General features: G+C 72.5%; 17 protein-coding genes. 6 read left to right on the plus strand and 11 right to left on the minus strand.

Features of this window, described 5'->3' with window-relative positions; genetic code table 11:
- Positions 1 to 69 precede the first annotated feature (69 nt).
- From FRCN3DRAFT_RS0239745 to FRCN3DRAFT_RS0239755, 3 genes are all read right to left on the minus strand, one after another.
- Positions 70 to 672, minus strand: coding sequence for a class I SAM-dependent methyltransferase (locus tag FRCN3DRAFT_RS0239745; RefSeq protein WP_232794401.1), 603 nt, complete (start codon positions 670 to 672; stop codon positions 70 to 72).
- Positions 673 to 934: 262 nt separating this feature from the next.
- Positions 935 to 3,091 carry an acyl-CoA dehydrogenase family protein gene (locus FRCN3DRAFT_RS0239750; protein WP_007506711.1) on the minus strand — a complete coding sequence of 719 codons (2,157 nt, stop codon included), beginning with the start codon at positions 3,089 to 3,091 and terminating at the stop codon, positions 935 to 937.
- A 189-nt stretch (positions 3,092 to 3,280) separates the two neighbouring features.
- Entirely contained in the window at positions 3,281 to 4,306 is a 1,026-nt protein-coding gene (locus tag FRCN3DRAFT_RS0239755; RefSeq protein ID WP_007506712.1) for an MBL fold metallo-hydrolase, read from the minus strand.
- Between the two features lie 382 nt (positions 4,307 to 4,688).
- Between FRCN3DRAFT_RS0239755 and FRCN3DRAFT_RS0239760 the strand changes: the two genes are divergently transcribed.
- The 4 genes from FRCN3DRAFT_RS0239760 to hpnH all read left to right on the plus strand — a co-directional run bounded on the left by FRCN3DRAFT_RS0239760 (position 4,689) and on the right by hpnH (position 9,939).
- The gene (locus tag FRCN3DRAFT_RS0239760) at positions 4,689 to 5,450 is read left to right on the plus strand and encodes a crotonase/enoyl-CoA hydratase family protein (RefSeq protein WP_007506714.1); all 762 of its coding nucleotides are present in this window, start codon (positions 4,689 to 4,691) and stop codon (positions 5,448 to 5,450) included.
- On the plus strand, positions 5,447 to 6,385 hold the full coding sequence (locus FRCN3DRAFT_RS0239765) for an acyl-CoA thioesterase domain-containing protein (RefSeq protein ID WP_007506715.1): 939 nt from the start codon (positions 5,447 to 5,449) through the stop codon (positions 6,383 to 6,385). Before FRCN3DRAFT_RS0239760 ends, FRCN3DRAFT_RS0239765 begins: the two co-directional genes overlap by 4 nt.
- A gap of 300 nt (positions 6,386 to 6,685) precedes the next feature.
- A complete protein-coding gene (locus FRCN3DRAFT_RS48585; RefSeq protein WP_007506716.1) occupies positions 6,686 to 8,452 on the plus strand; it encodes a proline--tRNA ligase in 1,767 nt (588 codons plus the stop codon).
- A gap of 368 nt (positions 8,453 to 8,820) precedes the next feature.
- Positions 8,821 to 9,939, plus strand: a complete 1,119-nt coding sequence (gene hpnH, locus FRCN3DRAFT_RS0239775) for an adenosyl-hopene transferase HpnH (RefSeq protein WP_007506717.1) — start codon at positions 8,821 to 8,823, stop codon at positions 9,937 to 9,939.
- Positions 9,940 to 10,037: 98 nt separating this feature from the next.
- Here the strand turns inward: hpnH and FRCN3DRAFT_RS0239780 are convergent, their stop codons facing one another.
- The 7 genes from FRCN3DRAFT_RS0239780 to FRCN3DRAFT_RS48595 form a co-directional block, all read right to left on the minus strand.
- Entirely contained in the window at positions 10,038 to 10,475 is a 438-nt protein-coding gene (locus tag FRCN3DRAFT_RS0239780) for an ATP-binding protein (RefSeq protein ID WP_007506718.1), read from the minus strand.
- A 280-nt stretch (positions 10,476 to 10,755) separates the two neighbouring features.
- Positions 10,756 to 11,907, minus strand: a complete 1,152-nt coding sequence (locus FRCN3DRAFT_RS0239785) for an acyl-CoA dehydrogenase family protein (RefSeq protein WP_007506719.1) — start codon at positions 11,905 to 11,907, stop codon at positions 10,756 to 10,758.
- A complete protein-coding gene (locus FRCN3DRAFT_RS0239790) occupies positions 11,900 to 14,080 on the minus strand; it encodes an ATP-binding protein (RefSeq protein WP_007506720.1) in 2,181 nt (726 codons plus the stop codon). The genes FRCN3DRAFT_RS0239785 and FRCN3DRAFT_RS0239790 overlap by 8 nt, the downstream gene beginning before the upstream one ends.
- 97 nt (positions 14,081 to 14,177) lie before the next feature.
- A complete protein-coding gene (locus FRCN3DRAFT_RS0239795) occupies positions 14,178 to 15,830 on the minus strand; it encodes a carboxyl transferase domain-containing protein (protein WP_007506721.1) in 1,653 nt (550 codons plus the stop codon).
- Positions 15,831 to 15,991: 161 nt separating this feature from the next.
- Positions 15,992 to 17,692: an HNH endonuclease signature motif containing protein gene (locus FRCN3DRAFT_RS48590; RefSeq protein ID WP_232794402.1), complete on the minus strand. Its 1,701-nt coding sequence runs from the start codon at positions 17,690 to 17,692 to the stop codon at positions 15,992 to 15,994.
- A gap of 637 nt (positions 17,693 to 18,329) precedes the next feature.
- Positions 18,330 to 18,647 (minus strand): hypothetical protein, encoded by a 318-nt coding sequence (locus tag FRCN3DRAFT_RS0239810; protein WP_007506725.1) that lies wholly within the window; start codon positions 18,645 to 18,647, stop codon positions 18,330 to 18,332.
- A gap of 201 nt (positions 18,648 to 18,848) precedes the next feature.
- Positions 18,849 to 19,931: an aromatic ring-hydroxylating dioxygenase subunit alpha gene (locus tag FRCN3DRAFT_RS48595; RefSeq protein WP_051467489.1), complete on the minus strand. Its 1,083-nt coding sequence runs from the start codon at positions 19,929 to 19,931 to the stop codon at positions 18,849 to 18,851.
- A gap of 229 nt (positions 19,932 to 20,160) precedes the next feature.
- Between FRCN3DRAFT_RS48595 and FRCN3DRAFT_RS0239820 the strand changes: the two genes are divergently transcribed.
- Entirely contained in the window at positions 20,161 to 20,742 is a 582-nt protein-coding gene (locus FRCN3DRAFT_RS0239820) for an NUDIX domain-containing protein (RefSeq protein ID WP_007506727.1), read from the plus strand.
- Between the two features lie 154 nt (positions 20,743 to 20,896).
- Entirely contained in the window at positions 20,897 to 21,946 is a 1,050-nt protein-coding gene (locus FRCN3DRAFT_RS0239825) for an LLM class flavin-dependent oxidoreductase (RefSeq protein WP_007506728.1), read from the plus strand.
- On the opposite strand, the gene FRCN3DRAFT_RS0239830 is transcribed toward FRCN3DRAFT_RS0239825, so the two are convergent.
- Entirely contained in the window at positions 21,943 to 22,857 is a 915-nt protein-coding gene (locus FRCN3DRAFT_RS0239830) for an IclR family transcriptional regulator (RefSeq protein WP_007506729.1), read from the minus strand. The two genes, FRCN3DRAFT_RS0239825 and FRCN3DRAFT_RS0239830, sit on opposite strands and share 4 nt — an antisense overlap.
- Positions 22,858 to 22,999: the final 142 nt, after the last annotated feature.

Here is a 22,999-nt window from a genome sequence, read left to right on the forward strand (position 1 = left end):
AGCGGCCGCCAGATGCACCTGTGGCTATTTCGGCCGGGCGCCGTTCCGCGCCCGTGCCAGGGAGGGGGCTCAGCGCAGCCGGCGTGCGCGCAGTACCAGGTCGTCGGTGTGGTGCGCGCCGGCGCCGCCCTCGGGTGCGATGCGCGGCCGCTGCTCGTTGCGCTCGACAATCCAGTCGTCGTCGAGGAGCGCGGCGATCATGGCCGGCCAGACATAGTCGGCCGGGTCGAAGCCGTCGTCGCGCGCCTGGTGGCTGTCCATTCCCGCGTGGTGCACGAGCAGCAGCACGCCGCCGGGCGCGACCGCGGCGAGCAGCGCGCGCTCGGCCGCGGCGTCGGGAGTGCGCAGCAGCGCCGGATACTGCGCCGAGACGAGATCGAACGATCCCGGCACGAGCCCCGCCCCCGCCAGCTCGGCATGCACCCAACGCACGGCGACACCGGCGTCGGCCGCATGCCCGGCCGCGCGCTTCAAGGCGACCCCCGACACGTCGAGCGCGGTCACATCCCAGCCATGGCTCGCGAGCCAGACCGCGTCCGCCCCCTCGCCACAGCCGACGTCGAGCACCCGCCCTGGAGTGAGCCCGGCGACCTCGGCCACCAGCGCGCCGTTGGGCTGGCCGCTCCACAGCCGCTCCCTGTCGGCGTACCGCTCGTCCCAGTGTGCCGCCACCCCGGGATCTCCCGCGTATCCATCAGCAGACGCAAGGGCGTCAGACGCGGGCGATCCCGCCTCGATCTCGTCGGTCACCCGCCCATCGTTGCCCATCGCACCCCGGCCTCACCAACCTGGTTGCCACTTCGGCAAGACGCCGCCCAACCTCGCGCGCGTCCCACGCGACGATGCGCGGCGCGGGGCCCGGCGGCCGAACAGACCATGGCCAACCACGCTCCGGCCACGGAGTAAGTTCTCGGGTCGTTTCAGGGACGGGTCATTACTTCAGCAGCGGGTCGCGGGGAAGGCCGAGGATGCGCTCGGCGATCTGGTTGCGGGTGATCTCGGATGTGCCGCCGGCGATGGTCATGGCGCGCCAGCCCAGGGCACCTCGGCCCGCCGCGGCGCCCGGGCCGTCGAGGAACGCCGCGCCGGGGCCGGCGAAGGCGAGGTTCAGCGCGGCCGCGGACCCGGTGTGCTCCGCGAGCGCCAGCTTGGTGACGTTGCCCTCGGGGCCGGGCTCGCCACCGGCGACCGCCCGCACGGCGCCGCGCAGGTTGAGCTGGCGCAGCGCCAGGCCCTCGGCGACGTGCCGGCCGACCCGCTCGGCGGCCGCTGGGAACGCGTCGGGCCTGGCCCTGTAGAGCTCGACGACGTCGGCGGACGCCGGAGCGCCGATCCCGCCGCCGATGCTGACGCGCTCGTTGCCCAGGGTCGCGCGGGCGACCTTCCAGCCCTGGTTCGGCTCGCCGACGACGTCCGCGTCGGGGACGAACACGTCGGTGAGGAAGACCTCGTTGAAGTGGCTGTCCCCGGTGGTCTGGCGCAGCGGGCGGACCTCGACGCCGGGATGCTTCATATCAATGATCATCATCGTGACGCCGGCGTGCTTGCGGGCGTCCGGGTCGGTGCGGACGGTCGCGAGGCCGCGCCGGCAGTACTGGGCGAGGCTGGTCCAGACCTTCTGACCGTTGATGACCCAGCCCCCGTCGACCTTCTCCGCCCGGGTCCGGATGCCGGCCGCGTCGGAGCCGGCGGCCGGCTCGCTGAACAGCTGGCACCAGATCTCCTCCCGGGTGAGCGCCTTGCGCACATACCGGTCGATCTGGTCCTGGGTGCCGTGCTGGACGAGGGTGAGGATGTTCCAGCTGGTGATCCCGTAGTTCGGGCGCTGGACGCCCGCGGCGGCGAACTCCTGGTCGATGACGAGCTGCAGGCCGCCCGAGGCCGCGAGACCCCAGGGCCTCGGCCAGTGCGGCTGGATGTAGCCGGTGTCGATGAGCCGCTCGAGCTGCTCCTTCTCCGGGAGGGCGGCCACCTCCTGGGCAAAGGCGCGGACGCCTTCGCGCGCGGCCTCGACCTCGGCCGGCAGGTCCAGCGTCGACGCGCGGCTCACCCCGGCGGCGGCCAGCGCGGCGACGTCGGCGGCCGCCGACTCGGGGCCGAGCACCGCCGCGAGCGTCGTCGCGCGGCGCAGCAGCAGGTGGGCGTCGTGCTCCCAGGTGTAGCCGATGCCACCGTGTACCTGGATGTTCAACGAGGCGTCGCCGGCGAACGCCGTCAGGGCAAGCGCGGCGGCGCTCGCGGCGGCGAGCTCGAGCTCGTCGGCGCCCGCGCCGTCGACGGCGGCCCTGGCCGCGTCCCAGACGGCGGCCGTCGCCAGCTCCGCGGCGACGAACATGTTCGCCAGATGGTGCTTGATCGCCTGGAACGCGCCAATCGGGCGGCCGAACTGCTCGCGGACCTTCGCGTAGGCGGTGGCCACCTCGACCGTCTCCAGTGCGCCGCCGACCGCCTCGGCCGCGAAGATCACTCTGGTGAGGGCGGTGGCAGCGCGGCGGGCACCGGGCAGGACGCCGGCCACCTCGACACCGTCGAGCCACAGCCGGGCCGAGCGGCGCGCCGGGTCGAGCGCCGCCGGCACCTCCACCGTCAGCCCGTCCGCGCCGGCCGGAACGAGGACGACGTCGTCGCCAGTCGCCAGCACGAACAAGGTGGCGAGCGCGCCGCCGAGAACCACTCCCCCGGACCCGGACAGCCTGCCGTCGGCGAGCGTCAGGTCGCCGAGCAGTCCGACGGCCCCGACCGTCTCGCCGGCCGCCAGCCCCGGCAGCAGGCGGGCCCGCTGCTCCGCGTCCCCGGCCGCCGCGATGACCGCGCCGGCGGCGACGGTCGGCACGAACGGCCCCGGCGCGGCGGCGCGGCCCAGCTCCTCGACGACGACCACCAGCTCCGGCAGCCCGGCCCCGCCGCCGTGCTCCTCCGGAAGGTGCAGGCCCAGCAGGCCGAGGTCCGCGAACTCCTTCCAGAAGGTCGGCAGCGGCTCCTCGTCAGCTTCGAGTAACGCGCGGTTCGCGGCCCGTGCGTCGTTGGACGTCAGGAACGCCCGCGCCGTCCGGGCAAGCTCCCGATGCTCCTCGCTGATGGCGATCGCCATGACGTGGCCCTCCGAGTTCTCTTCCCGCGGCGACTCCGACGGGACGTGACCCGTCAGACGCTATGGCGGTTAGAACATCGTTTCACCTGAAGGGCCAGCCGGCCACCCGGCCGCCGAACCGGGCCGGGCCGAGCCGAACCGGGCCGGGCCGGGAAGCCGGCGGCCGCCAAGGCGGCCACCGATCAGCCGTCAGCCGGCGGTGAGCTCCCAGGTCGGGGGGTCGCCGTCGAGCTCGCGGACGACGCCTCGGTGCTCCAGGGCACGCAGGTGCGCGAAGCCCTCGGCGAGCGCGGCGCGCTTCATGAAACCCTCGACGTCGTGCCAGGGGCGTGACCAGGTCATCCGCTGGCAGATCGCCCAGGCGGTGGTGGCGCCGTCGCGAATCGCGGTGATGATCTCGCCGAAGCGCTGGTCGTGATGCGCGCGCAGCTCGGCGAGGCGGGCGGGCAGATTCGCGATCCGGTACTCGTGCGCCGGCAGTGCCTCCTGGGCCGGGTAGGCGCCGACCTTGTCGAGCGAGGCCAGGTAGTCGCCGAGCGGGTCGTCACCCTCCACCGGCGAGAACGGGATGTTGGGCGTGATGCGCGGCAGCACGTGGTCGCCGGACAGCAGCAGCTGGTTCGCCGGCTCCCAGAAGCACAGGTGGCCGGGCGAGTGGCCGGGCGTCCAGATGGCCCGCAGGTCCCAGCCGGGGACGTCCGGGCGGTCGCCGTCCTCGATCAGGACGTCCGGCAGCGCGGGCGCGGGAAACGCGCCCGCCGGCGGCAGCGCCCGCGTCATCGTGGCGATCTCGTCCGCCGACACGCCCGCGCGCACCAGCAGCCTGGCCATGCCGGCGCGCAGCTCGGAGGTGTCTCCCGCGAACCGCTTGAGCATCTCGACGTCGGCCGGGTGCAACGCCACCCAGGCACCCGACTCGTCGCGGATCCGCTTGGCGAGGCCGTAGTGGTCGTGGTGCATGTGGGTCGCCATGACGCCACGGACATCACCGATGCGGTAGCCGGCGACGGCCAGTCCCGCGGACAGGGCGTCGAACGCCTCCTCGGTGTCCCAGCCGGCGTCGACGATGTACGCACCCGCGTCGGTCTCGAACAGGTAGACGAAGACATGGCGCAGGCCGACGGACGGCAACGGGACGGGGATGCTCCACAGCCCGGGCCGCAGCCGTTCCACGGGCGGCAGATCCACGCTCGGCGGCTGCGTCAGCGACGTCATGAGTAGGGCCCTCCTCCACGGCGCGGCTCCGCGCCCAGGCCCCGGCAGTCCACGGCCGCGCCCGGGTCCGACACGGGCCCGCCCCCGGCGGGTGCCACGGCATCGGCAGCCCCCGGCCGGTAGATCATCAGTCAGGAATATCTTCACCGTACTCTTGCGTAAACTCCGGATTCCAGAGAACCGGAATCCAGTCCTCCGCAATCACCGACGGTGGGCCGGACACGGATCGGTGACCCAGGGCACCGGTCGGTGACGCCGGGCAACCAGTTGCGGGCCGCGACGGCCGGCGTGTACGACGGAATGGCGTCCCTCCTGGTTCTCCCTCGTCTTCTCCGGTTCTCCCTGGTCCTTGCTCTCCCCCGCGCCTCGTAAGGAGGTAGTTGTGCCCGACGAGGTGCTGGTCGAGGCGGCCGACGGGGTCATGACGATCACCCTCAACCGGCCCGCGGCCAAGAACGCGATCACTCGGGCGCTGAGCGAGGGTGTGGATGCGGGGCTGCGCGCGTTCGAGGCGCGCGCTGACCTGACTGTGGCGATCCTCACCGGTGCCGGCGGCACCTTCTGCTCCGGCATGGACCTCAGGGCGTTCGTCCGCGGCGAGAACCCGATGCTGGACCATGGCCTCGCCGGCCTCACCCACCGGCCGCCGCGCAAGCCGGTCATCGCGGCCGTCGAGGGGTACGCGGTCGCGGGCGGGTTCGAGATCGTGCTCGCCTGCGACCTCATCGTCGCGGCCGACGACGCTCGGTTCGGTCTGCCGGAGCCGAAACGCGGCCTGGTCGCGGGTAGCGGCGGCCTCTACCGGCTGCCACGGCGGATCCCGTACCACGCCGCCATGGAACTCTCGCTCACCGGCGGCTTCCTTGCGGCGCCGGACGCGCATCGCTACGGCCTGGTCAACCGGCTCACCGAGCCTGGCGGGGCGTTGGCCGCAGCCAGGCGGCTCGCCGCCGAGATCGCCGCGAACGCGCCGCTGGCGGTCTGGTCCACCAAGCAGATCATCGTCGAGTCGGCGGACTGGACGGAGGAGGACTGGTCGGTGAAGCAGGCGCCGATCTTCGACCCGGTCGTGCGGTCGAAGGACGCGATCGAGGGCTCGCTCGCCTTCGCCGAGAAGCGCCCGCCCGTCTGGCGCGGCGAATGACGACGACCGAGCCGGCCGCGAGCCAGCCGCCGCCCCTCACCGAACAGCCGGCGCCCCCCAACGGCCAGCCGGCGCCCGCGGACCTCGGCGCGGACGAGGGACCCCCGTGGGCCTACTTCCGCCGCCTCGACGACGGCCGCTACCTGCCCGGCCTGTTCGCCAGCGGCGTCTGGGGGGCGAGGACCATCAGCGGCCGCATCCTCGGCGGCCTGATCGGGCACGTCCTGGAACAGGAGCAGGCCGAACCCGGCTACCGGCTCGCTCGGCTCACCGTCGACATGTTCCGATCGATCCCCTCCGCGCCGCTCGCGGCGACCACCTCGCTGGTCCGGGCAGGTGGGCGGATCCGGGTCGCCGATGTGCACGTCAGCCACGACGGCGTGCCCGTCACCCGCGCGACGGCGGTGTTCCTGCGCCCGTCGAGCAACCCGGCCGGCGAGATCTGGCACGCCGACCGGGGCGACTGGCCCGCGCCGGCGCTGGGCTCCCCCAACCCGCAGCTGCAGGCGGGCTCGCGCGCCGACGTCCGGCCGATGGTGCCCGGCACCACGCTCACCGCCGCGCTCGGCCCGACCGCGAACGTCCAGCGAGGCGGGGTGTGGATCCGCGAGCTGCGCGAGGTCGTCGAGGGCACGGAGCTGACGCCGCTGATACGGGCGGTGCTGGCCGGCGACATGACCAGCCCGACGACCCATCGTGGCACCGCCGGCATCCAGTACATCAACACCGACTTCACGCTGACGCTGGTCCGCGAGCCGGTGGGTGAGTTCTTCGGCGTCCTCGCCGAGGACCAGTACGCCGTCGATGGCGTCTCCTTCGGCCAGGCGACCGTCCACGACGCCGCCGGCCTGCTCGGCACCTGTGCCACGACCACGCTCGCGAACCCCGGCAAGGCCAACCCGGCGCGTCTCCCGGACAACCAGCGACCACGCTGACCCGCCGCCGCGCACCGCACCGCACCGCATGGCGCGCGGCATAAATCCGTGACGTCGTGGCGGCCGGGGGCGCTACCGTAGGCCTCGCTCCGGCTCTCGAACGGGCCGGCAGCGGAAGACCGGCCGTGGGCAGAGGAGAGATCCGGATGGGCTTCGTCGGGGCGACGCACCGACCGAGGTAGCCGAGCCATCCGTCGAGGGTGGCTCGGCCTCGATCGCCGTTGACGGCCATGAGCCGTCAGCCGACCGCCCCCAGACGACGCGGCCTCGCCGGCCGCCTCGACGTGACGGAGCCTTCCGATGCACGCGCCTTCCCGCGTCCATTTTCTTTCCCGTGTCCTCGTCCGGACGCTTCGCGACGACCCGGCCGAGGCCGAGACGACCAACCACCGGTTGCTGGTGCGCGGCGGATACATCCGCAAGACCACCGCCGGCGTGTACAGCTACCTGCCACTCGGGCTACGCGTCCTGCGCAAGATCGAAGACGTCGTGCGCGAGGAGATGACGGCTGCCGGGTGCCAGGAGCTGCTGATGCCGGCGCTGATGCCCCGCGAACTGTGGGAACGCACCGGCCGGTGGGACCGCTACGGCGACCTGATGTTCCGCGTGACGGATCGCAGGGGTAGCGAGCTCTGCCTGGGCCCGACGCACGAGGAGCTGGTCACCAGCCTGGTCGCGGGCGAGATCGAAAGCTACCGCGACCTGCCGCTGCGGGTCTTCCAGATCCAGACCAAGTACCGCGACGAGCTGCGGCCGCGCGCCGGTCTCCTGCGCTCCCGGGACTTCGTCATGAAGGACGCCTACAGCTTCCACGACGGTCAGGACTCGCTGCGCGAGACCTACCGGGCCATGTACCACGCCTACGAGCGGGTCTTCACGCGCTGTGGGTTGCGGTTCCGCGCCGTCCGGGCGCAGGCCGGCGAGATCGGCGGCGACGTGAACCACGAGTTCATGGCGCCCACCGAGGTCGGTGAGGACCTCGTCGTCCACTCGCCCGGGGGCACCTACGCCGCGAACCTGGAGGCGGCGACCTGCGCCCGGCCGGCGCCGGTCGAACCGGGTACCCGTCCACTGCGCCGCGCTCACACGCCGGGGGCACGCAGCGTCGACGAGGTGGCAGGGTTCCTCGAGATCCCGGCGAACCAGGTCCTGAAGTGCCTGCTCTACAAGATCCCGGCGGGCGAAGGGACAGAGGTCGTGGCCGTGCTGTGCCCGGGAGACCGCGAGGTCAACGAGCACAAGCTCGCGCGAGTGCTCGGCGCGGCGCCCGTCCTCCTGGACGCCGCGGACTTCGCCGGGTACCCGGCCCTGGTGCGCGGGCATGTCGGCCCGGTCGGGCTCGCTCCCCACGTCGGCAGGATCGTCGCGGACCATCACGTGGCGGCCGGCCGTGACTGGTGCGCCGGCGCGAACGAGCTCGACCACCATCTGACCGGCTGTAACCGGGGGCGCGACTTCGAGCCGGACGAGTGGGCCGACATCGTCGACGTCCGTGCCGGTGACCCGTCTCCGGATGGCGCCGGGCCCCTCGCGGTCGAGCGCGCCGTCGAGATCGGACACATCTTCCAGCTCGGCACCAGGTACACCGTGCCGCTGGAGGCGACGTTCCTGGACGCGGCGGGCAAGGACCTGCCGATGGTGATGGGCTGCTACGGGATCGGAATCAGCCGCCTCCTGTCGGTCGTGGTCGAGCAGCACCACGACGAGCACGGCGTCATCTGGCCGGCGCCCCTCGCGCCCTACGACGTCCAGGTGATCCCGCTGGGCCGCAAGGTCGACGCGGCCGTCGTCCGGGCCGTCACCGACGCGCTCGCGGAAGCCGGTCTCGACGTGCTCGTCGACGACCGCCCGGGCGGCTCCGCCGGCGTCCGGTTCGCCGACGCCGACCTCATCGGCTGCCCCTACCAGGTCATCGTCGGTCGCCGCGCGGCCGAGGGCATCGTCGAGCTCCGGACCCGCGACCGTTCGATCGTCACCGAGACCTCCGTCGACGACCTCGCCGCCGTCCTTGCCGCCGTCCTTGCCCGACTCCACGACGCCCGCCGAGCTCCGGTCTCCCGGGCGTAGGGCTCCCAGCGCCGGGACTTCCGTCACGGGTTCCGTCACGGGTTCCGTCACGGGTTCCGTCACGGGTTCCGTCACGGGTTCCGTCACGGGTTCCGTCACGGGTTCCGTCACGGGAAGCGCGCGTCCTGACCCACACCACGTCAGGACGCGCGCTTCCCGCTTCACCGGCATGGCGCCCGTCGTCCTTCTCACCAAATCGGCGCCATGGACGTATCGGTGGCTGGCGGGCGGAGGCGGTATTCGCGACATCCTTCTCACGACATCCTTACGCCCGGCGCCACGGAAACCCCTCGCCTAGGGTGACCAAACAAAGGACAATGCACGGCCGCCACGGCGGACGGCTGGTGAGAGCGGCGGGAAGGGCGTAGATGAGTATTCCCCGGCGTCAGGCGATCAAAATCGGCGCGTACATTCTCAAGCAGCGGCTCGCGGGTCGGACGAAGTTTCCGATCACGCTGGAGCTGGAACCGCTGTTCGCCTGTAACCTCGCCTGCGTGGGCTGCGGAAAGATCCAGCACCCCGCGGACATCCTGAAGCAGCGCATGCCGGTCGAGCAGGCGCTCGCGGCGGTGGACGAGTGCGGCGCGCCGGTGGTGTGCCTGGCGGGCGGCGAGCCGCTCATGCACCCGCAGGTCGAGGAGATCGTCGCCGGACTGGTGCAGCGGAAGAAGTTCATCTTCCTGTGCACCAACGCGCTGCTCCTGCCAAAGAAGATCGACAAGCTGCGGCCGTCGCCGTACCTGTCGCTCGCGGTGCACATCGACGGCCTCGAGGAGCGCCACGACGCGTCGGTGGCGAAGCAGGGTGTCTTCGCCCAGGCCGTGGACGCCATCAGGGACGCCCAGCGGCGCGGATTCCGGGTCACCACCAACACGACTTTCTTCAACACCGACACCCCGCAGACCGTGATGGAGGTGCTCGACTACCTCAACAACGACCTGAAGGTCGACGGGATGATGCTGTCGCCGGCCTACGCGTACGAGAAGGCGCCTGGCCAGGACAAGTTCATGGGCGTCGAGGAGACCCGGAATCTGTTCCGCGAGGCATTCGCCGGCGGCCGCCGCGACCGCTGGCGGATCAACCACTCGCCGCTGTACCTCGACTTCCTCGAGGGCAAGGTCGACTTTCCCTGCACCGCTTGGGGAATTCCGTCCTACTCGCTGCTCGGCTGGCAGAAGCCCTGCTATCTGATGGGCGACGGATACGCCAAGTCCTACCAGGAACTGCTGGAGACCACGGACTGGGAGGCGTACGGCCGGGGCCGCGACCCGCGCTGCGACAACTGCATGGCGCACTGCGGCTACGAGCCGACCGCGCTCTCCGCGACCATGGCGTCGCTACGCGAGTCGATCCGCGCCGCCAGCAGCTCCGCCGCCCCGGCCGTCCTGCCGTCCCTGCTCGGCGGCACCCGCAAGCGCGCGACCGTGGCCGTCCCCCGGCAGGCGTCGCCGGCAGCGGCCGACGCGCCCGAAAAGATCGGCGCCTAGCGCGCCGCGCCGACCCGGGCCGATCCGCCCGGCCCGGGTCGGCCCAGGTCGGCGACGCGGCCCACGCGGCTCAGCGGGCGGCCTCGCAATGGGGCGGCCTATCCCAGGTCGCCGCGCCGCTTCGCCAGCTCGATGGTCACCCGATTGCCCGGCCCGATGGAGCTGGAGACCTCGCCGGCGAGCGCGCTCAGCACCGTCCACGCGAACGTGTCCTTCGACGGCGATTCGCCGTCGAGGCTCTCCACCGAGACGGTGACCCGCATCAGACCGGGCGAGAGCGCGAACGCGCACTCCAGCGCGGAGCCGGGGACGGCGGAGACCAGCAGCAGCGCGGACGCCTCGTCCACCGCGATCCGCAGGTCCTCGATGTCATCGAGGGTGAAGTCCAGCCGGGCGGCGAGCGACGCCGTCGCGGTACGCAGAACGGCGAGGTAGGCGCCCGCGGCCGGAATGGTGAGCTGCACGACGTCGCGCGGGCCGCCACCGTGGGCACCGCTGGAGTCGCCCGGGCCATCGGCTGAAGGCGTCGGATCCACGTTCTGCTCCCCAGTGCTGCGTCGTTGCGGTGGCGAGACCTCGTCACCGGCAGTGAGTTCCAGTCTTGGTCCCCCGGATGGGCACGTACCTAACGACCACATCATCCGGACCACTACATCATCTGGTCTCGCGGACGCGCCAGGGCCGCTCGCGGCCGGGCCTCGACCAGTGGCCGGCGCGCCCGCTTTCGTCTCGGAGCGCGAGGACGGCCTGCGGTCCCCACGGCGCCGAGCTTCGCGCCCGGCTCGTTCGGCTCGGCCGACCTTGCCGGGTCCGGTGCTACAGGCCCAGGTGGCGGGCTATGAGCATCTTCTGGACTTCCGACGTGCCCTCGCCGATTTCCAGGATCTTGGCGTCACGCCAGTGGCGGGCGACCGGGTACTCGTTCATGAAGCCGTAGCCCCCGAAGATCTGGGTCGCCTCGCGGGCGTTCGTCACCGCCGCCTCCGAGGAGAACAGCTTGGCGATCGCCGCCTCCTTCTTGAAGGGCAGGCCGGCGAGCATTCTGGCCGCGGCGTCGTAGTAGGCGGTGCGGGCGACGTGCGTCCGCGCCTCCATCTCGGCGATCTTGAACCGGATCCCCTGGTAGGTGCCGATCGGGGCACCGAACGCCTGGCGCTCCTTCGCGTACTTCACCGACTCGTCGACGCAGGCCTGCGCGAGGCCGACGGACAGCGCCGAGATCGCGATCCGGCCCTCGTCGAGGATTCGCAGGAAGTTCGCGTAGCCGCGGCCGCGCTCGCCGAGCAGGTTCGCCGCCGGCACCCGCACGTCGGCGAAGGACAGCGGGTGGGTGTCGGAGGCATGCCAGCCGACCTTGGAGTACGCGGGCTCGGCGGTGAAGCCGGGTGTCGGGACCGGAACGATGATCGTGGAGATTTCGGCCTTGCCCGCCTCGGAGCGGTCGGTGACGGCGGTGACGGTGACGACGCGGGTGATGTCGGTGCCCGAGTTGGTGATGAACGCCTTCGAGCCGTTGATCAGCCATTCGTCGCCCTCGAGGCGGCCGGTGGTGCGGGTGCCGCCCGCGTCGCTGCCGGCGCCGGGCTCGGTCAGGCCGAACGCGCCGAGCGCGCGCCCGCTCGTCAGCTCCGGCAGCCACTGGAGGCGCTGCTCCTCGGTCCCGAACCGGTAGATCGGCATCGCGCCGAGCCCGACGCCCGCCTCCAGGGTGATCGCGACCGACGAGTCGACCCGCGCAAGCTCCTCGATCGCCAGGCACAGCGTGAAGTACTCGGCGCCCTGGCCGCCGTACTCCTCCGGGAACGGCAGCCCGAACAGCCCCAGTTCGCCCATCTGGGCGACGACCTTGTAGGGGAACGTCTTCGTCTCGTCGTGGTAGGCCGCGACCGGCGCGACGACCTCGCGGGCGAACTGTTCGACGGTCGCCCGCAGCGCCTCCTGCTCGTCGGTGAGCCGGGTGTCAGGCATCGTGGCGCTCCTTACTGGTCAGCTCGGCGGTGTCCGGCTCGGCGGTGTCCGGCTCGGCGGTGTCCGGCTCGACGACGGCGAGGAGGGCGTCGAGGTCGACCCGTGCTCCGACGTCGACCAGCACGTCCTTGACCAGGCCGGTGACCGGCGCGGTGACCGCGTGCTCCATCTTCATCGCCTCGACGACGGCGAGCCGTTGGCCCGCGGTGACGGTGTCACCGGCGGCGACGTCGACCGCGATGACCGTGCCAGGCATGGGGCTGCGGGCCTGCCCGTCGCCGGCCGCCGCCGCGGCGGCACCCGGTTCGCGTACCCACTCGGCGAGCGGCCACGCGGCCCCGCCGGTGCCGACCCACAGCACGCCGGAGGTCGCTCCGGGGGTCGTAGGGCCGTCCGTGACGTACCAGTTGGTCGTCACGCCGTCGAGCGTGACGAGCAGCCGTTCCGCCTTGGCGGCCAGGTCAGGGCCGGCAACCGCGACGGACACCGCGATCGGCGCCCGCCGGTCGATGCGCACCGACGCCGCGGCAGGCGTGCCGCGCACGTCCACCCGGTGGCGCGCGCCGCCGCCCGCGTCGATCGTCCAGGACAGCCAGGCGTCGTCGCCGACCCGCCAGCCCGAAGGGATGTCCCACGGGTCGACGACCGGCCCCGCCGGGCCGAGCCGCGACAGCTGCGCGAGCGCGTACACGGCGAGCACGTCCGCCGGCGGGCCGCCGACGCCGACGCCGCCGCAGGCGCCGTCGGTGGCGCCCGCCGACCCGCCCGCCATCCCGCCCGCGCCCGCCGCCGCGTGGCGGGTGGTCGTGAGACCGGCGAGGTGGCGTTCGACCAGGCCGGTGTCCAGCGCGCCCGCGCGGACGTCGGGGTGGGTCAGCAGGGTGCGCAGGAAGCCGATGTTGGTGGTCACGCCGAGCAGCACAGTGCCGGCGAGCGCCGTGTCGAGTCGGCGCAGGGCGCCCGCGCGGTCCGGCGCCCAGGCGATCACCTTCGCCAGCATCGGGTCGTAGTCGGAGCCGACCGTCGAGCCGAGGGCGATCCCCGAGTCGACCCGCACCCCCTCGCCCGCGGGCTCCGCGAGGGCGAGGATCTCCCCACCCGTCGGCAGGAAGCCGCGGGACGCGTCCTCGGCGTAGACGCGGGCCTCGACGGCGTGGCCGGTGAGGATGACGTCGGCCTGGCGCAGCCGCAGCGGCTCGCCGGCGGCGACGCGCAGCTGCTCGGCGACCAGGTCGACGCCGGTGACCAGCTCGGTGACCGGGTGCTCGACCTGCAGCCGGGTGTTCATCTCCAGGAAGTAGAACGTCTCCGGTTCGTCGCCAGCGACGATGAACTCGACCGTGCCGGCCCCGACGTAGCCGACGGCCGCGGCGGCGGTGACGGCGGCGGCGCCGATCCGCTTCCGGGTCGCCGCGCCCTCCGGGTGCGCGCCGAGCAGCGCCGACGGCGCCTCCTCGATGATCTTCTGGTGGCGTCGCTGAAGGCTGCACTCGCGTTCGCCGAGGTGGATGACGTTGCCGTGGGCGTCGGCGAGGACCTGCACCTCGATGTGCCGGGGGCGGTCGACGTATCGCTCCAGGAACAGGGTGTCGTCGCCGAACGCGTTCGCCGCCTCGCGGCGGGCCGACGCGATCGCGTCGCCCAGTTCGTCCGCCGAGCGCACGACGCGCATGCCCTTGCCACCGCCGCCGGCCGACGGCTTGATCAGCACCGGGAACCCGATCTCCTCGGCGGCCGCGGCCAGGGCCGCCTCGTCCATTCCGGGCTCGGCCCGGCCGGGGACCACCGGCACACCCGCCTCGATCATCGCGCGCTTCGCGGCGATCTTGTCGCCCATCACCTCGACCGCCCGCACCGGCGGGCCGACGAAGACGATGCCGGTGTCGGCGCAGGCGGCGGCGAACGCCGCGTTCTCGGAGAGGAAGCCGTAGCCCGGGTGGATCGCGCGGGCGCCGGTCGCCCAGGCGGCGGCCAGCACCGCGGCGGGGTTCAGGTACGACTCACGCGCGGGCGCCGGGCCGATCCGGACCGCGGCGTCGGCCTCGCGGACGTGGCGCGCGCCGGCGTCCGCGTCCGAGTAGACCGCGACCGAGCGGATCCCGAGCTGTCGCAACGTCCGGATCACCCGGACCGCGATCTCCCCGCGGTTCGCCACCAGCACCGTGTCGAACATCGCCCCACTCACCTGTTCGTTGACCTCTGCTGTTTCGGCTGCCGTCTCCGACGCGGCGGGCCCACCCGCGGGTTCACGTGCGGGTTCGCGTGCGGGCTCACATGCGGAAGACGCCGTAGCCGCGATCGTCGATCGGGGCGTTCGCCGCGACGGACAACGCCAGCCCCAGGACGGTGCGGGTGTCGGCCGGGTCGATCACGCCGTCGTCCCAGAGCCGCGCCGTCGAGTGGTAAGGGCTGCCCTGCGCCTCGTACTGGTCCCGGATCGGCTGGCGGAACGTCTCCTCGGCATCGTGGCTCCAGTCCTGTCCCCTGGCCTCGAGCTGGTCGCGACGGATGGTGGCGAGCACCGCCGCCGCCTGGTCGCCACCCATCACCGAGATCCGCGCGTTCGGCCACATCCACAGAAAGCGCGGCGAGTATGCCCGGCCGCACATCGAGTAGTTGCCTGCGCCGAAGGAACCGCCGATGACGACGGTGAACTTCGGCACCCGGGCGCAGGCCACGGCCGTCACCATCTTCGCGCCATGCTTGGCGATGCCGCCGGCCTCGTACTCGCGGCCCACCATGAACCCGGTGATGTTCTGCAGGAACAACAACGGGATCGAGCGGGCGTCGCAAAGCTCGACGAAATGCGCGCCCTTCAGAGCGGATTCGGAGAACAGCACTCCGTTGTTCGCGATGATCCCGACGGGATGCCCGTGGATCCTCGCCGTGCCGCACACCAGCGTCGAGCCGTACTCCCGCTTGAACTCGGCGAACCGGCTGCCGTCGACGACCCGCGCGATCACCTCGCGGACGTCGTACGGGACCTTCGCGTCGGTCGGGACGGCGGCGTACAGCGTCGAGGGGTCGACGGCCGGCGGCTCGGTCGGAGCCACATCCCAAGGGCGCGGCGCGCGCGGGCCGAGCGCGCCGACGATCTGGCGGACGATCCGCAGCGCGTCCGCGTCGTCCTCGGCGAGATGGTCGGTGACGCCGGACATACGCGAGTGCAGCAGGCCGCCGCCGAGCTCCTCCGCGGAGACGACCTCGCCGGTGGCCGCCTTCACCAGCGGCGGGCCGCCGAGGAAGATCGTGCCCTGGTCGCGCACGATCACCGCCTCGTCGCTCATCGCCGGCACGTACGCGCCGCCGGCGGTGCACGAGCCGAGCACCGCCGCGATCTGCGGGATGTCCTGGCGGGACATCGTCGCCTGGTTGAAGAAGATCCGGCCGAAATGCTCCCGGTCGGGGAAGACGTCGTCCTGCAGCGGCAGGAACGCGCCACCCGAGTCGACCAGGTAGACGCAGGGCAGCCGGTTGTGCAGGGCCACCTCCTGGGCCCGGAGGTGCTTCTTCACCGTCATCGGGTAGTACGTGCCGCCCTTGACGGTGGCGTCGTTGGCGACGATGACGCATTCGCGGCCGGAGACCCGGCCGATCCCGGTGATGATGCCCGCGCCCGGCGCGTCGCCGTCGTACATCCCGTCGGCGGCGAGCGGCGAGAGCTCCAGGAAGGGGCTGCCGCGGTCGAGCAACCCGTCGACCCGGTCGCGCGGCAGCAGCTTGCCCCGGTCGACGTGCCGGCGCACGGCGGCCTCGGGGCCGCTGCGCGCGCCGGCGAGTTTCGCGCGCAGCTCGGCGACGAGCCCCGCGTGCCGGGCCGCGTTCGCCCTGCCCTCCGCCGACCCCGCGTCGACCCTGCTGGTCAGCACCGCCCCCGCCGCCGGCCCGAGCGGGTGGGACCCGAGGTTAGTGGTCGCTAACATGCCGCCAGGTTAGCGCCCGCTAACCGCAGACGCCAGTCCAGCGACGCGGGCTCGGAGCGTGTTCTGACCGAATTGGGGCACAGGTTGCCGACCGGAAAGCTCGGGGCTGGCAGCGACGTTCCTCCGACGATGGCGGGAAGGCCGGGTGCCTGCCGGCCTCGCTACCCGCCCCCGATGGGGGTGGTCGGACGGTGGCGGCGTTGGGAGCGACGGACCGGATGTCTGGTGCTGTTCCCGGTGGGCCAGTGACGACGACCGGCGCCGCCGTGCTCGGGCGCCGCCGGTGGGCGGAGATGGTCCGTTGCTGCCTGGTCACGTAGACCGCCGGAACCGCCGTGCGTCCTCTGGGCGGCTTCGTTCCACTGGTGCTGGGTCAGCACGCAGATCGAGTCGGCGAGGTTGAGCCGACCGCCGTCGCGGGCGAGGATCGCGTCGTCGTCGAGGTGGCGGGTCGCGGCCGCCAGGGTCTCGATGGGTCGGCGGCCGGGGTCGACGACCGGAGCGGGCCGCACGAGACGTCCGTCTGGCAAGGTCGCCACGACCGCGCCTTCGGTACCCCGTTCGAGGATGATGCCCTCGTCGTGGACGGCATGGTGATGACCGGTACACAGGATGGTCAGGTTGCCGATGTCCGTCGCCCCGCCGCCGGCGGACCACTCCGTCAGGTGGTGGATCTGGAGCCAGCGGGTGCGCTCGCAGCCCGGGTACTGGCAGGTACCGAGGTCCCGGGCGTAGACGGCGTCGCGCAGCCGGCGGTTGGGTAGCCGGCGGCGCCGCCCGAGGTGCAACGGATTGCCCTCGGCGTCGGACAGCAGTGCGCGCAGGAGGCCGTCGCAGCCGAGCCGGCGCAGCGCCGACATGGGCAGACCGATCCCAGGCTCGACGTCGGCTCGCGACAGTCGACGGGCGCCGGGTGGACCATCGAGCGAGGCAACCTCCCCGACGGCACCGCGGATGCCGGAGCCAAAGACCTGGTCTGTGTCCGGGGTTTCGGGGGCGTCCGGGGCATCGGGGGCATCGGCCACGTTGGTCCGATCCCCGTCGGCCGAGTTGGCGCTGGCGGGGTGGGGGCTCGCTGGACACGGCCGGCCGGTGCGCAGAAGAGTATCGGCGTCCACGTGAACGGTGACCGTGTGCGATGGCAGCAGGAGACCGGGGGCAGGCCGGTCCAGGAAGCCGTTCGCGAGCGTCACCAGCGCGTCCGCGTCCAGCCGACGGTCCCGCGGCGCCGCGACCACCTCCCCGTCCGCCGGTACCTGGTCGGTCTCGTCCGGAGGTGGCGGCGCGGTGGTGTCCTCCAGGCTCGCGCGGGCCGCGTCGATCGCGGCCACGAGCTGGGCGCCTTCGTCCGCCGGTAGCACCGCCGACAGCCGCAGCATCCCGTCCCGGCCGGTCCGCCATGACACCCGGCGTCCCGCCCGCTGACCCGCGTGGTCGCCGGTCAGCCGCTCGCAGGTGGCCGCGAGTCTCTCCAACTGCGCCGCCGTGCAGCACAGCGCATGGTTCAGCCAGGCCGTCTCACTGTCCGGCTCGGCGACCCGCGTCACCGCACGCACCTTCGAATAGGACAGCCGTCCAGCCGCGAACGCCGCCCGCATCGCGGGCAAGGTCTCCAGCGCGTGCCCGACGGACAGGTGCTCCCGGGCGGTGCGCGCCGCGAGCCCACAGCGCCACGCCAGCCAGTGCGCGCAGGACGAGAACCCCTGCCCCGACCAGCCACCCCGCCGGTCGAACGCCGCAACCATCACCAACCAGCCGCAGGTCGCCGCCGCGAGTCGTCCTGCCCACGCGACGATCTCCCCTTCCAACACCTCCAGCGGAGCAGCCTCCACGTCCACGGACAGCACAGACGGCGACGACACGGCATCTGACGCTGACGCCGACTCGGACTCGGACATCGCGATCGCGGACATCGCCACCACCACCCGGGGTCAATGGGCCACCGACGCAACCAGACTCCCACCCGCCTCCGACACTTTTGCGCCATCGCCCCAGCTCAGAGCAATGATCGACTCTTCGGGAACGCCGCCATGCCGGTGAAGCGGCACGGGGCGGAGCGGCACGGGGCGGAGCGGCCTGGAGGGCGGCTAACGTTCCGGAGGCCACCCGTCATTCAGGACGTCGCGGCATCCGCCTGAACCCGGGCTCCGAACGTCCGATGCCCGCTCGAACGTCAGGACGTCCAGCGCCACGACGTTGGCGGCGACGACCGGCGAGGGCGCCACGCGCCACACTCCGCGCGGTCCCGCGGAACCGCGCGCTCACGGCATCAAGTAGACCGCCGGGCTCCCGGCCCATTCCATCGCTGACCACCGGCCACCGGCCACCGGCTGCGGGCCGTGGGCCGTGGGCCGTGGCCGGTGCCATCCGGGACTGACGAACACCGACATGGCGGAGGCGGCTCCGTCCGTGGTCGCCGCCATGCTCCTGGCTCCGATCAGCGCCGCCGCCGGCCAACCCTCGTCGTCATGGTCCGTCGCTGGCGAGCCGGCAGTGAGCCTAAGGACTTCCGGCTGACGGCCGAGCGATGCTGATCGTTCCGGCCGCCGCCGTGCCGCTGTTGGGATCCTGGCCGGCCAGGCGGACCAGGCCTTTGCGGCCGTCGGCCTCGCAGACGGCGTAGAGAACGAAGGTGCGGTTGCCGGCCGTGCGTCTGGCCCAGTCGAGGACGGCGGGGACGTCGGTCTCCGTGATCTCGAACTCGGTCGAGCTGGGCGAGGCGTTCGAATGGGCCGGGCGCGTCCAGAAATAGACCCGGTATACCGGGTTGTCCAGTTCCCACATGGTGTCGCGTGGGTCGACGCGCCGCACTCGCATGGTTTGGAGGCTATCGGCGGACACCGGACGACATGCCGAACGCCACCGGCTGGAAGGGGCACAGAAAACGAATCCGTCGGCGACGGCGAACCGGTACGCGAATGGTGCGTGCGGATACGCGGTGACGAGGCTGGCAGGCCGTCAGCACCACCACGACCCCGGCCAGCCGTTGCCACGACCCGGCCGACGACAGCTGCGGCATCAGCTCGTTCTCAGCACGGCGTCGATCTCGGCCGCCAGGGCGCCATCCGGCTCCGCGCCGGCCTCGCCCGCGGGACCGGCCGGGCCGGCCGGCCGCCAGGTCCCTGCGGTGGCCTCGGCGAGCAGACGGCGGTAGGCGATGGTGGCGCGGTCGGTGTCGATGTGGACGTTCGCGGTCAGGTCCAGGTGGTAGTCCGGCGGCATGGTCTCGAGGACACACCAGTCCTCGTCGCGGACGGCGGAGTCGAACGCGATGATGTCGGCGGCGGGGCGGTCGGCCTCGGTGTCGTTACGGACCACGAACTGCAGCAGCCGGCAGGTGCCGTCGTCGACCGGCGCGATCGCCTTGACCATGATGTGCGACAGGCCGTCCGGGTAGCGGATGTGGAAGACGCCGGTAAAGGGGGCGTACACGTCGGTGGTGGTGCGCCGCTCGGTCACGCCGGTCTCGCCGGGGCGGGCGTAGACGGGGACGCGGGAGACGAGTCGGATCCCGGCCGCGCTGCGGGTGATCTCGACGCGGTCGATGTGCGGCGTCCGCGGGTTGCCGAACGTCCGGCGGTGCACGAAGGCGATGTGCGCCGGGTCGAGGTTGTTGTCCAGCAGGTGCGGCGCCGAGCAGGGCCAGACGGTGTCGAACTCCTGGACGACCCGCCAGCCCGGCTGCCCGAACTGCGGGATCGCCGGGATGCCGGCCATCGCGGTGGCTGGCTCCGAGGCGGGGTCGAGGCAGACCCACAGCAGTCCGAGCGCCTCGGTCACCGGGTAGGTCGCCACCACGGCGCGCGGTGAGATCCGCTGCCCTGGCGCGTTCTGCGGGATGAGCACGCACTTTCCGTCCGAGCCGTACCGCCAGCCGTGGTAAGGGCAGACGACGGCGCCGTCCTCGGTCCAGCCGCGGGACAGCTTGGCGTCGCGGTGTGGGCAGCGGTCGGCGGCGCAGGCGGGCCGTCCCTCGGCGTCCCGCCACAGGACGACGTCGGTGCCGAGCAGCCGGCGGGCGAGGGGCGCGCCTCCGAGGTCGGAGGCGAAGGCAACCGGGTACCAGTAGTGCCGCAGGAGCGGCTCGGCGGTGACACGCATGCCTTCCGACCATAGGTTCATCCCGTTTTGAAACGGTTACACGACCATTCCGCCGCACACCACCCCTTTGCTTCACGTAAAGCCGGCGCGTCCGGGAGGTGGCCCGCAACATCCCAAACGCCCGGCATGGCGGGCTGGCCGTTATCCCGCGAAGACAGACCGTCATGAGGTAGGTAAAGGCAGGCGGGAAGCAGGGCAGGCGGATCGACGACTCGGTGGCGAGGTGGGCGTGGCGGACGACGGGCCGATCGCCGTACGGGCGAGCCGAGCGGTGTACGAGAACCCGTGGATGCGGGTGCGGGAGGACACGATCGTCCGGGCCGACCAGTCGACCGGGATCTACGGCGTCGTCGAGAAGGCGGACTTCGCGCTGGTGATCCCGGTGGACGCCGACGGAGTGTGGCTCGTCGAGCAGTACCGCTACCCGGTCGGCGCACGTTTCTGGGAGTTCCCTCAGGGCTCCTGGGAGGACCAGCCGAACATCGACCCGGCGGTGCTCGCCGCGGCGGAGCTGCGGGAGGAGACCGGGCTGCGGGCCGGCCGGCTCGACCACCTCGGCCGGCTGTTCACCGCCTACGGCTACTCCACCCAGGGCTGCCACGTCTGGCTCGCCACCGACCTGACCGAAGGCCCGCGCGCACCGACCGTCGAAGAGCAGGATCTGGTGGCCCGCCGGTTCAGCCACCCCGAATGGCTCGCCATGCTCGCGGACGGCGTCATCCAGGACGCCTCGACTCTCGCAGCCTGGGCATTGCTGTGCGCCCGCCCACCGGCCGGGCGCACCCTCCCGCGAGCCTGCCAGCAGGCCTAGCGCGACACCCACACCTCGACAGCCGACGACAACTCGACAGCACCTCGGCAGCCGGCAGCACCTCGGCAGCCAACGGCGCGGCCGGCCGGCAGGTGCCCGCCTACGTCGACCGGTAAGGTCGAGAAGTCGCGAATGCCGAGGTCGGGGGTGCGGTATGCCTGTGCCGGGGGCCGCACTGGAGCAGCTCGGCTTCCTGACAATCGGGCTGTTCGACGAGAACGACCCCGGTCCGGGGCACCAGTCCACATTGCGGATCATCGAGCTGGGCGAACGGCTCGGGTTCGACAGTGCCTGGCTGCGCCACCGGCACCTGCAGTACGGGATATCGTCGCCGATCGCGATCATGGCGGCCGCCACGCAGCGGACCAGTCGGATCCACCTCGGCACGGCGGTCACGCCGCTGGGCTGGGAGAATCCGGTGCGGTTGGCGGAGGACCTCGCGACCGTCGACATTCTCTCCGGCGGACGGGTCAACCCAGGTGTGAGCGTCGGGCCACCGCTTTTCTACGAGCGGGTCAAGGATGCGCTCTACCCGGATACGGGCGACCTCGAGGACTTCACCTACGAACGGGTCGCCCGGTTGCTGAGGCACGTGGCCGGCGAGCCGGCGAGCGCGTTCCGCGGCGCCGAGGGCTTCGAGCAGTTCTCCGACCGGGTGCAGCCGCACTCGCCCGGGCTGCGGTCCCGGATGTGGTACGGCGGCGCCAGCGTCGCGTCGGCCGCGTGGGCGGGCGAGCATGACATGAACTTCCTGACCAGCAGCGTCGTACGGGCCGTCGACGACAAGGACACCGTCGACGCGGACGACTTCGCCACCGTCCAGCGATCCCACATCCAGGCGTTCCGCGCGGCGCACCCCGACGGCCCCGCCGCTCGGGTGTCCCAGGGCCTCGTCGTGATCCCGACCGACAGCGCCACCGCCGACCAGCGCTCCCGCTACCAGGCCTACGTCGACGCCCGCACCCCCCGGACCTTCAGCCCGCAGGGGCCGCAGCGCATGCTGTTCGCCCGCGACCTGCTCGGCACCTCGGAGCAGATCGCCGAGGCCCTCTACGCCCATGCCGGCTTCCGCGAGGTCACGGAGGTCGCCTTCGCCCTCCCCTTCACCTTCGAGCACGAGGACTACGTCCAGATCCTCACCGACATGGCCGAAAGGCTGGGCCCGGTCCTCGGCTGGAAACCAGAGAGCTCCCGCTCCCGCTAGAGGTCGCCGAGGTCCGGGGGGCGACCGGACACGTCGGCGGTGATGGTGATGGCGGCGGCGGTGAGCGCGGTGGCGAGGTGGGTGGTCTCGGCTCCGGTGACAGCCGCGGCGAAGCCGCGCAGGGAGACGACGAGGGCGACGGCGCCGTGGGCGTCGAAGACGGGCGCGGACAGCGAGTCGACCCGGTAGTCCTGGTCCGGGTCGAGCGCGCCCGCGACGAAGTCCGACGGGCTCGCGAGACCGGCGGCGAGGTCGCGTAGCAGGCCGGGGAGCTGGCCGCGCAGGTTGGCGGCGGCAGCGGCGCCGACCTGGCGACGGACCCGCTCGTCGAGGGAGGCGGACAGCTCGACCGAGTAGCCGCGGGCGCGGATGACGTGGAGAAGCTCGCGGTACTCGCCGCGGTCGGCCGGGTCGGTGACGCCGCCGCGGTCGAGCCAGCCTTCCACCACGGCGTCCGGCTGCCAGGCCATGAACGTGATCCCCAGCGGCGGGTGGAACGGGATCGTGTCACCGACGCGCAGCGTGGCGACCGGGCGCCCGCGCGGGTCGACGACCAGGTGCGCGACCGTGGCGTACTCGGCCGCCGGGACGAGCGCGACCACGGACAGGCCGAGCCTGCGGTGCAGGTCGGCCATCCGGCCGCGCCCGGCGGCCAGCGCGTCGGTGCCGGCCGTGGCGGCCTGGCCGGCGGCGATCAGCCCGGGGCCGAGCGCGTAGGTGCGCCGCGTCGGGTGGCGGCGCAGCCAGCCGGCGCGCTCGAGCGCCGCGAGCGTCGGGTAGCAGGTGGCCGCGGTGGTGCCGAGCCGCCGGGAGATCTCCGACTGGCTGAGGCCACCCGGAGCGCCGGCGAGCATCTCGACGACGGCGATGACCCGGTCGGTCTGCGGGGATGGCCGCGGGCGCGACGACATGCGGCGACCCTATCGCCCTCTTTTCGCATAGTGCAAAGATTGACATGGTTGATGCAAAGAGGTTCCCTGATCGGGCGGCGGGCAGCCGCCGCCGAGCCGCCCGAGCGGCCGACTTAGCGGCCGACCTAGCGGCCGGTCCCAG

This window comes from Pseudofrankia saprophytica (genome assembly GCF_000235425.2).
In the GTDB taxonomy this organism is placed as follows: Bacteria; Actinomycetota; Actinomycetes; order Frankiales; family Frankiaceae; genus Pseudofrankia; species Pseudofrankia saprophytica.

Excerpts from the sequence above, each read along its gene's own strand:
- FRCN3DRAFT_RS0239750 (WP_007506711.1), bottom strand. The coding sequence starts at position 3,091 with ATGGCGATCGCCATCAGCGAGGAGCATCGGGAGCTTGCCCGGACGGCG.
- FRCN3DRAFT_RS0239755 (WP_007506712.1), bottom strand. The coding sequence starts at position 4,306 with ATGACGTCGCTGACGCAGCCGCCGAGCGTGGATCTGCCGCCCGTGGAA.
- FRCN3DRAFT_RS0239765 (WP_007506715.1), top strand. The coding sequence starts at position 5,447 with ATGACGACGACCGAGCCGGCCGCGAGCCAGCCGCCGCCCCTCACCGAA.
- FRCN3DRAFT_RS48585 (WP_007506716.1), top strand. The coding sequence starts at position 6,686 with ATGCACGCGCCTTCCCGCGTCCATTTTCTTTCCCGTGTCCTCGTCCGG.
- hpnH (WP_007506717.1), top strand. The coding sequence starts at position 8,821 with ATGAGTATTCCCCGGCGTCAGGCGATCAAAATCGGCGCGTACATTCTC.
- FRCN3DRAFT_RS0239785 (WP_007506719.1), bottom strand. The coding sequence starts at position 11,907 with ATGCCTGACACCCGGCTCACCGACGAGCAGGAGGCGCTGCGGGCGACC.
- FRCN3DRAFT_RS0239790 (WP_007506720.1), bottom strand. The coding sequence starts at position 14,080 with ATGTTCGACACGGTGCTGGTGGCGAACCGCGGGGAGATCGCGGTCCGG.
- FRCN3DRAFT_RS0239795 (WP_007506721.1), bottom strand. The coding sequence starts at position 15,830 with ATGTTAGCGACCACTAACCTCGGGTCCCACCCGCTCGGGCCGGCGGCG.
- FRCN3DRAFT_RS0239810 (WP_007506725.1), bottom strand. The coding sequence starts at position 18,647 with ATGCGAGTGCGGCGCGTCGACCCACGCGACACCATGTGGGAACTGGAC.
- FRCN3DRAFT_RS48595 (WP_051467489.1), bottom strand. The coding sequence starts at position 19,931 with ATGCGTGTCACCGCCGAGCCGCTCCTGCGGCACTACTGGTACCCGGTT.
- FRCN3DRAFT_RS0239825 (WP_007506728.1), top strand. The coding sequence starts at position 20,897 with ATGCCTGTGCCGGGGGCCGCACTGGAGCAGCTCGGCTTCCTGACAATC.
- FRCN3DRAFT_RS0239830 (WP_007506729.1), bottom strand. The coding sequence starts at position 22,857 with ATGTCGTCGCGCCCGCGGCCATCCCCGCAGACCGACCGGGTCATCGCC.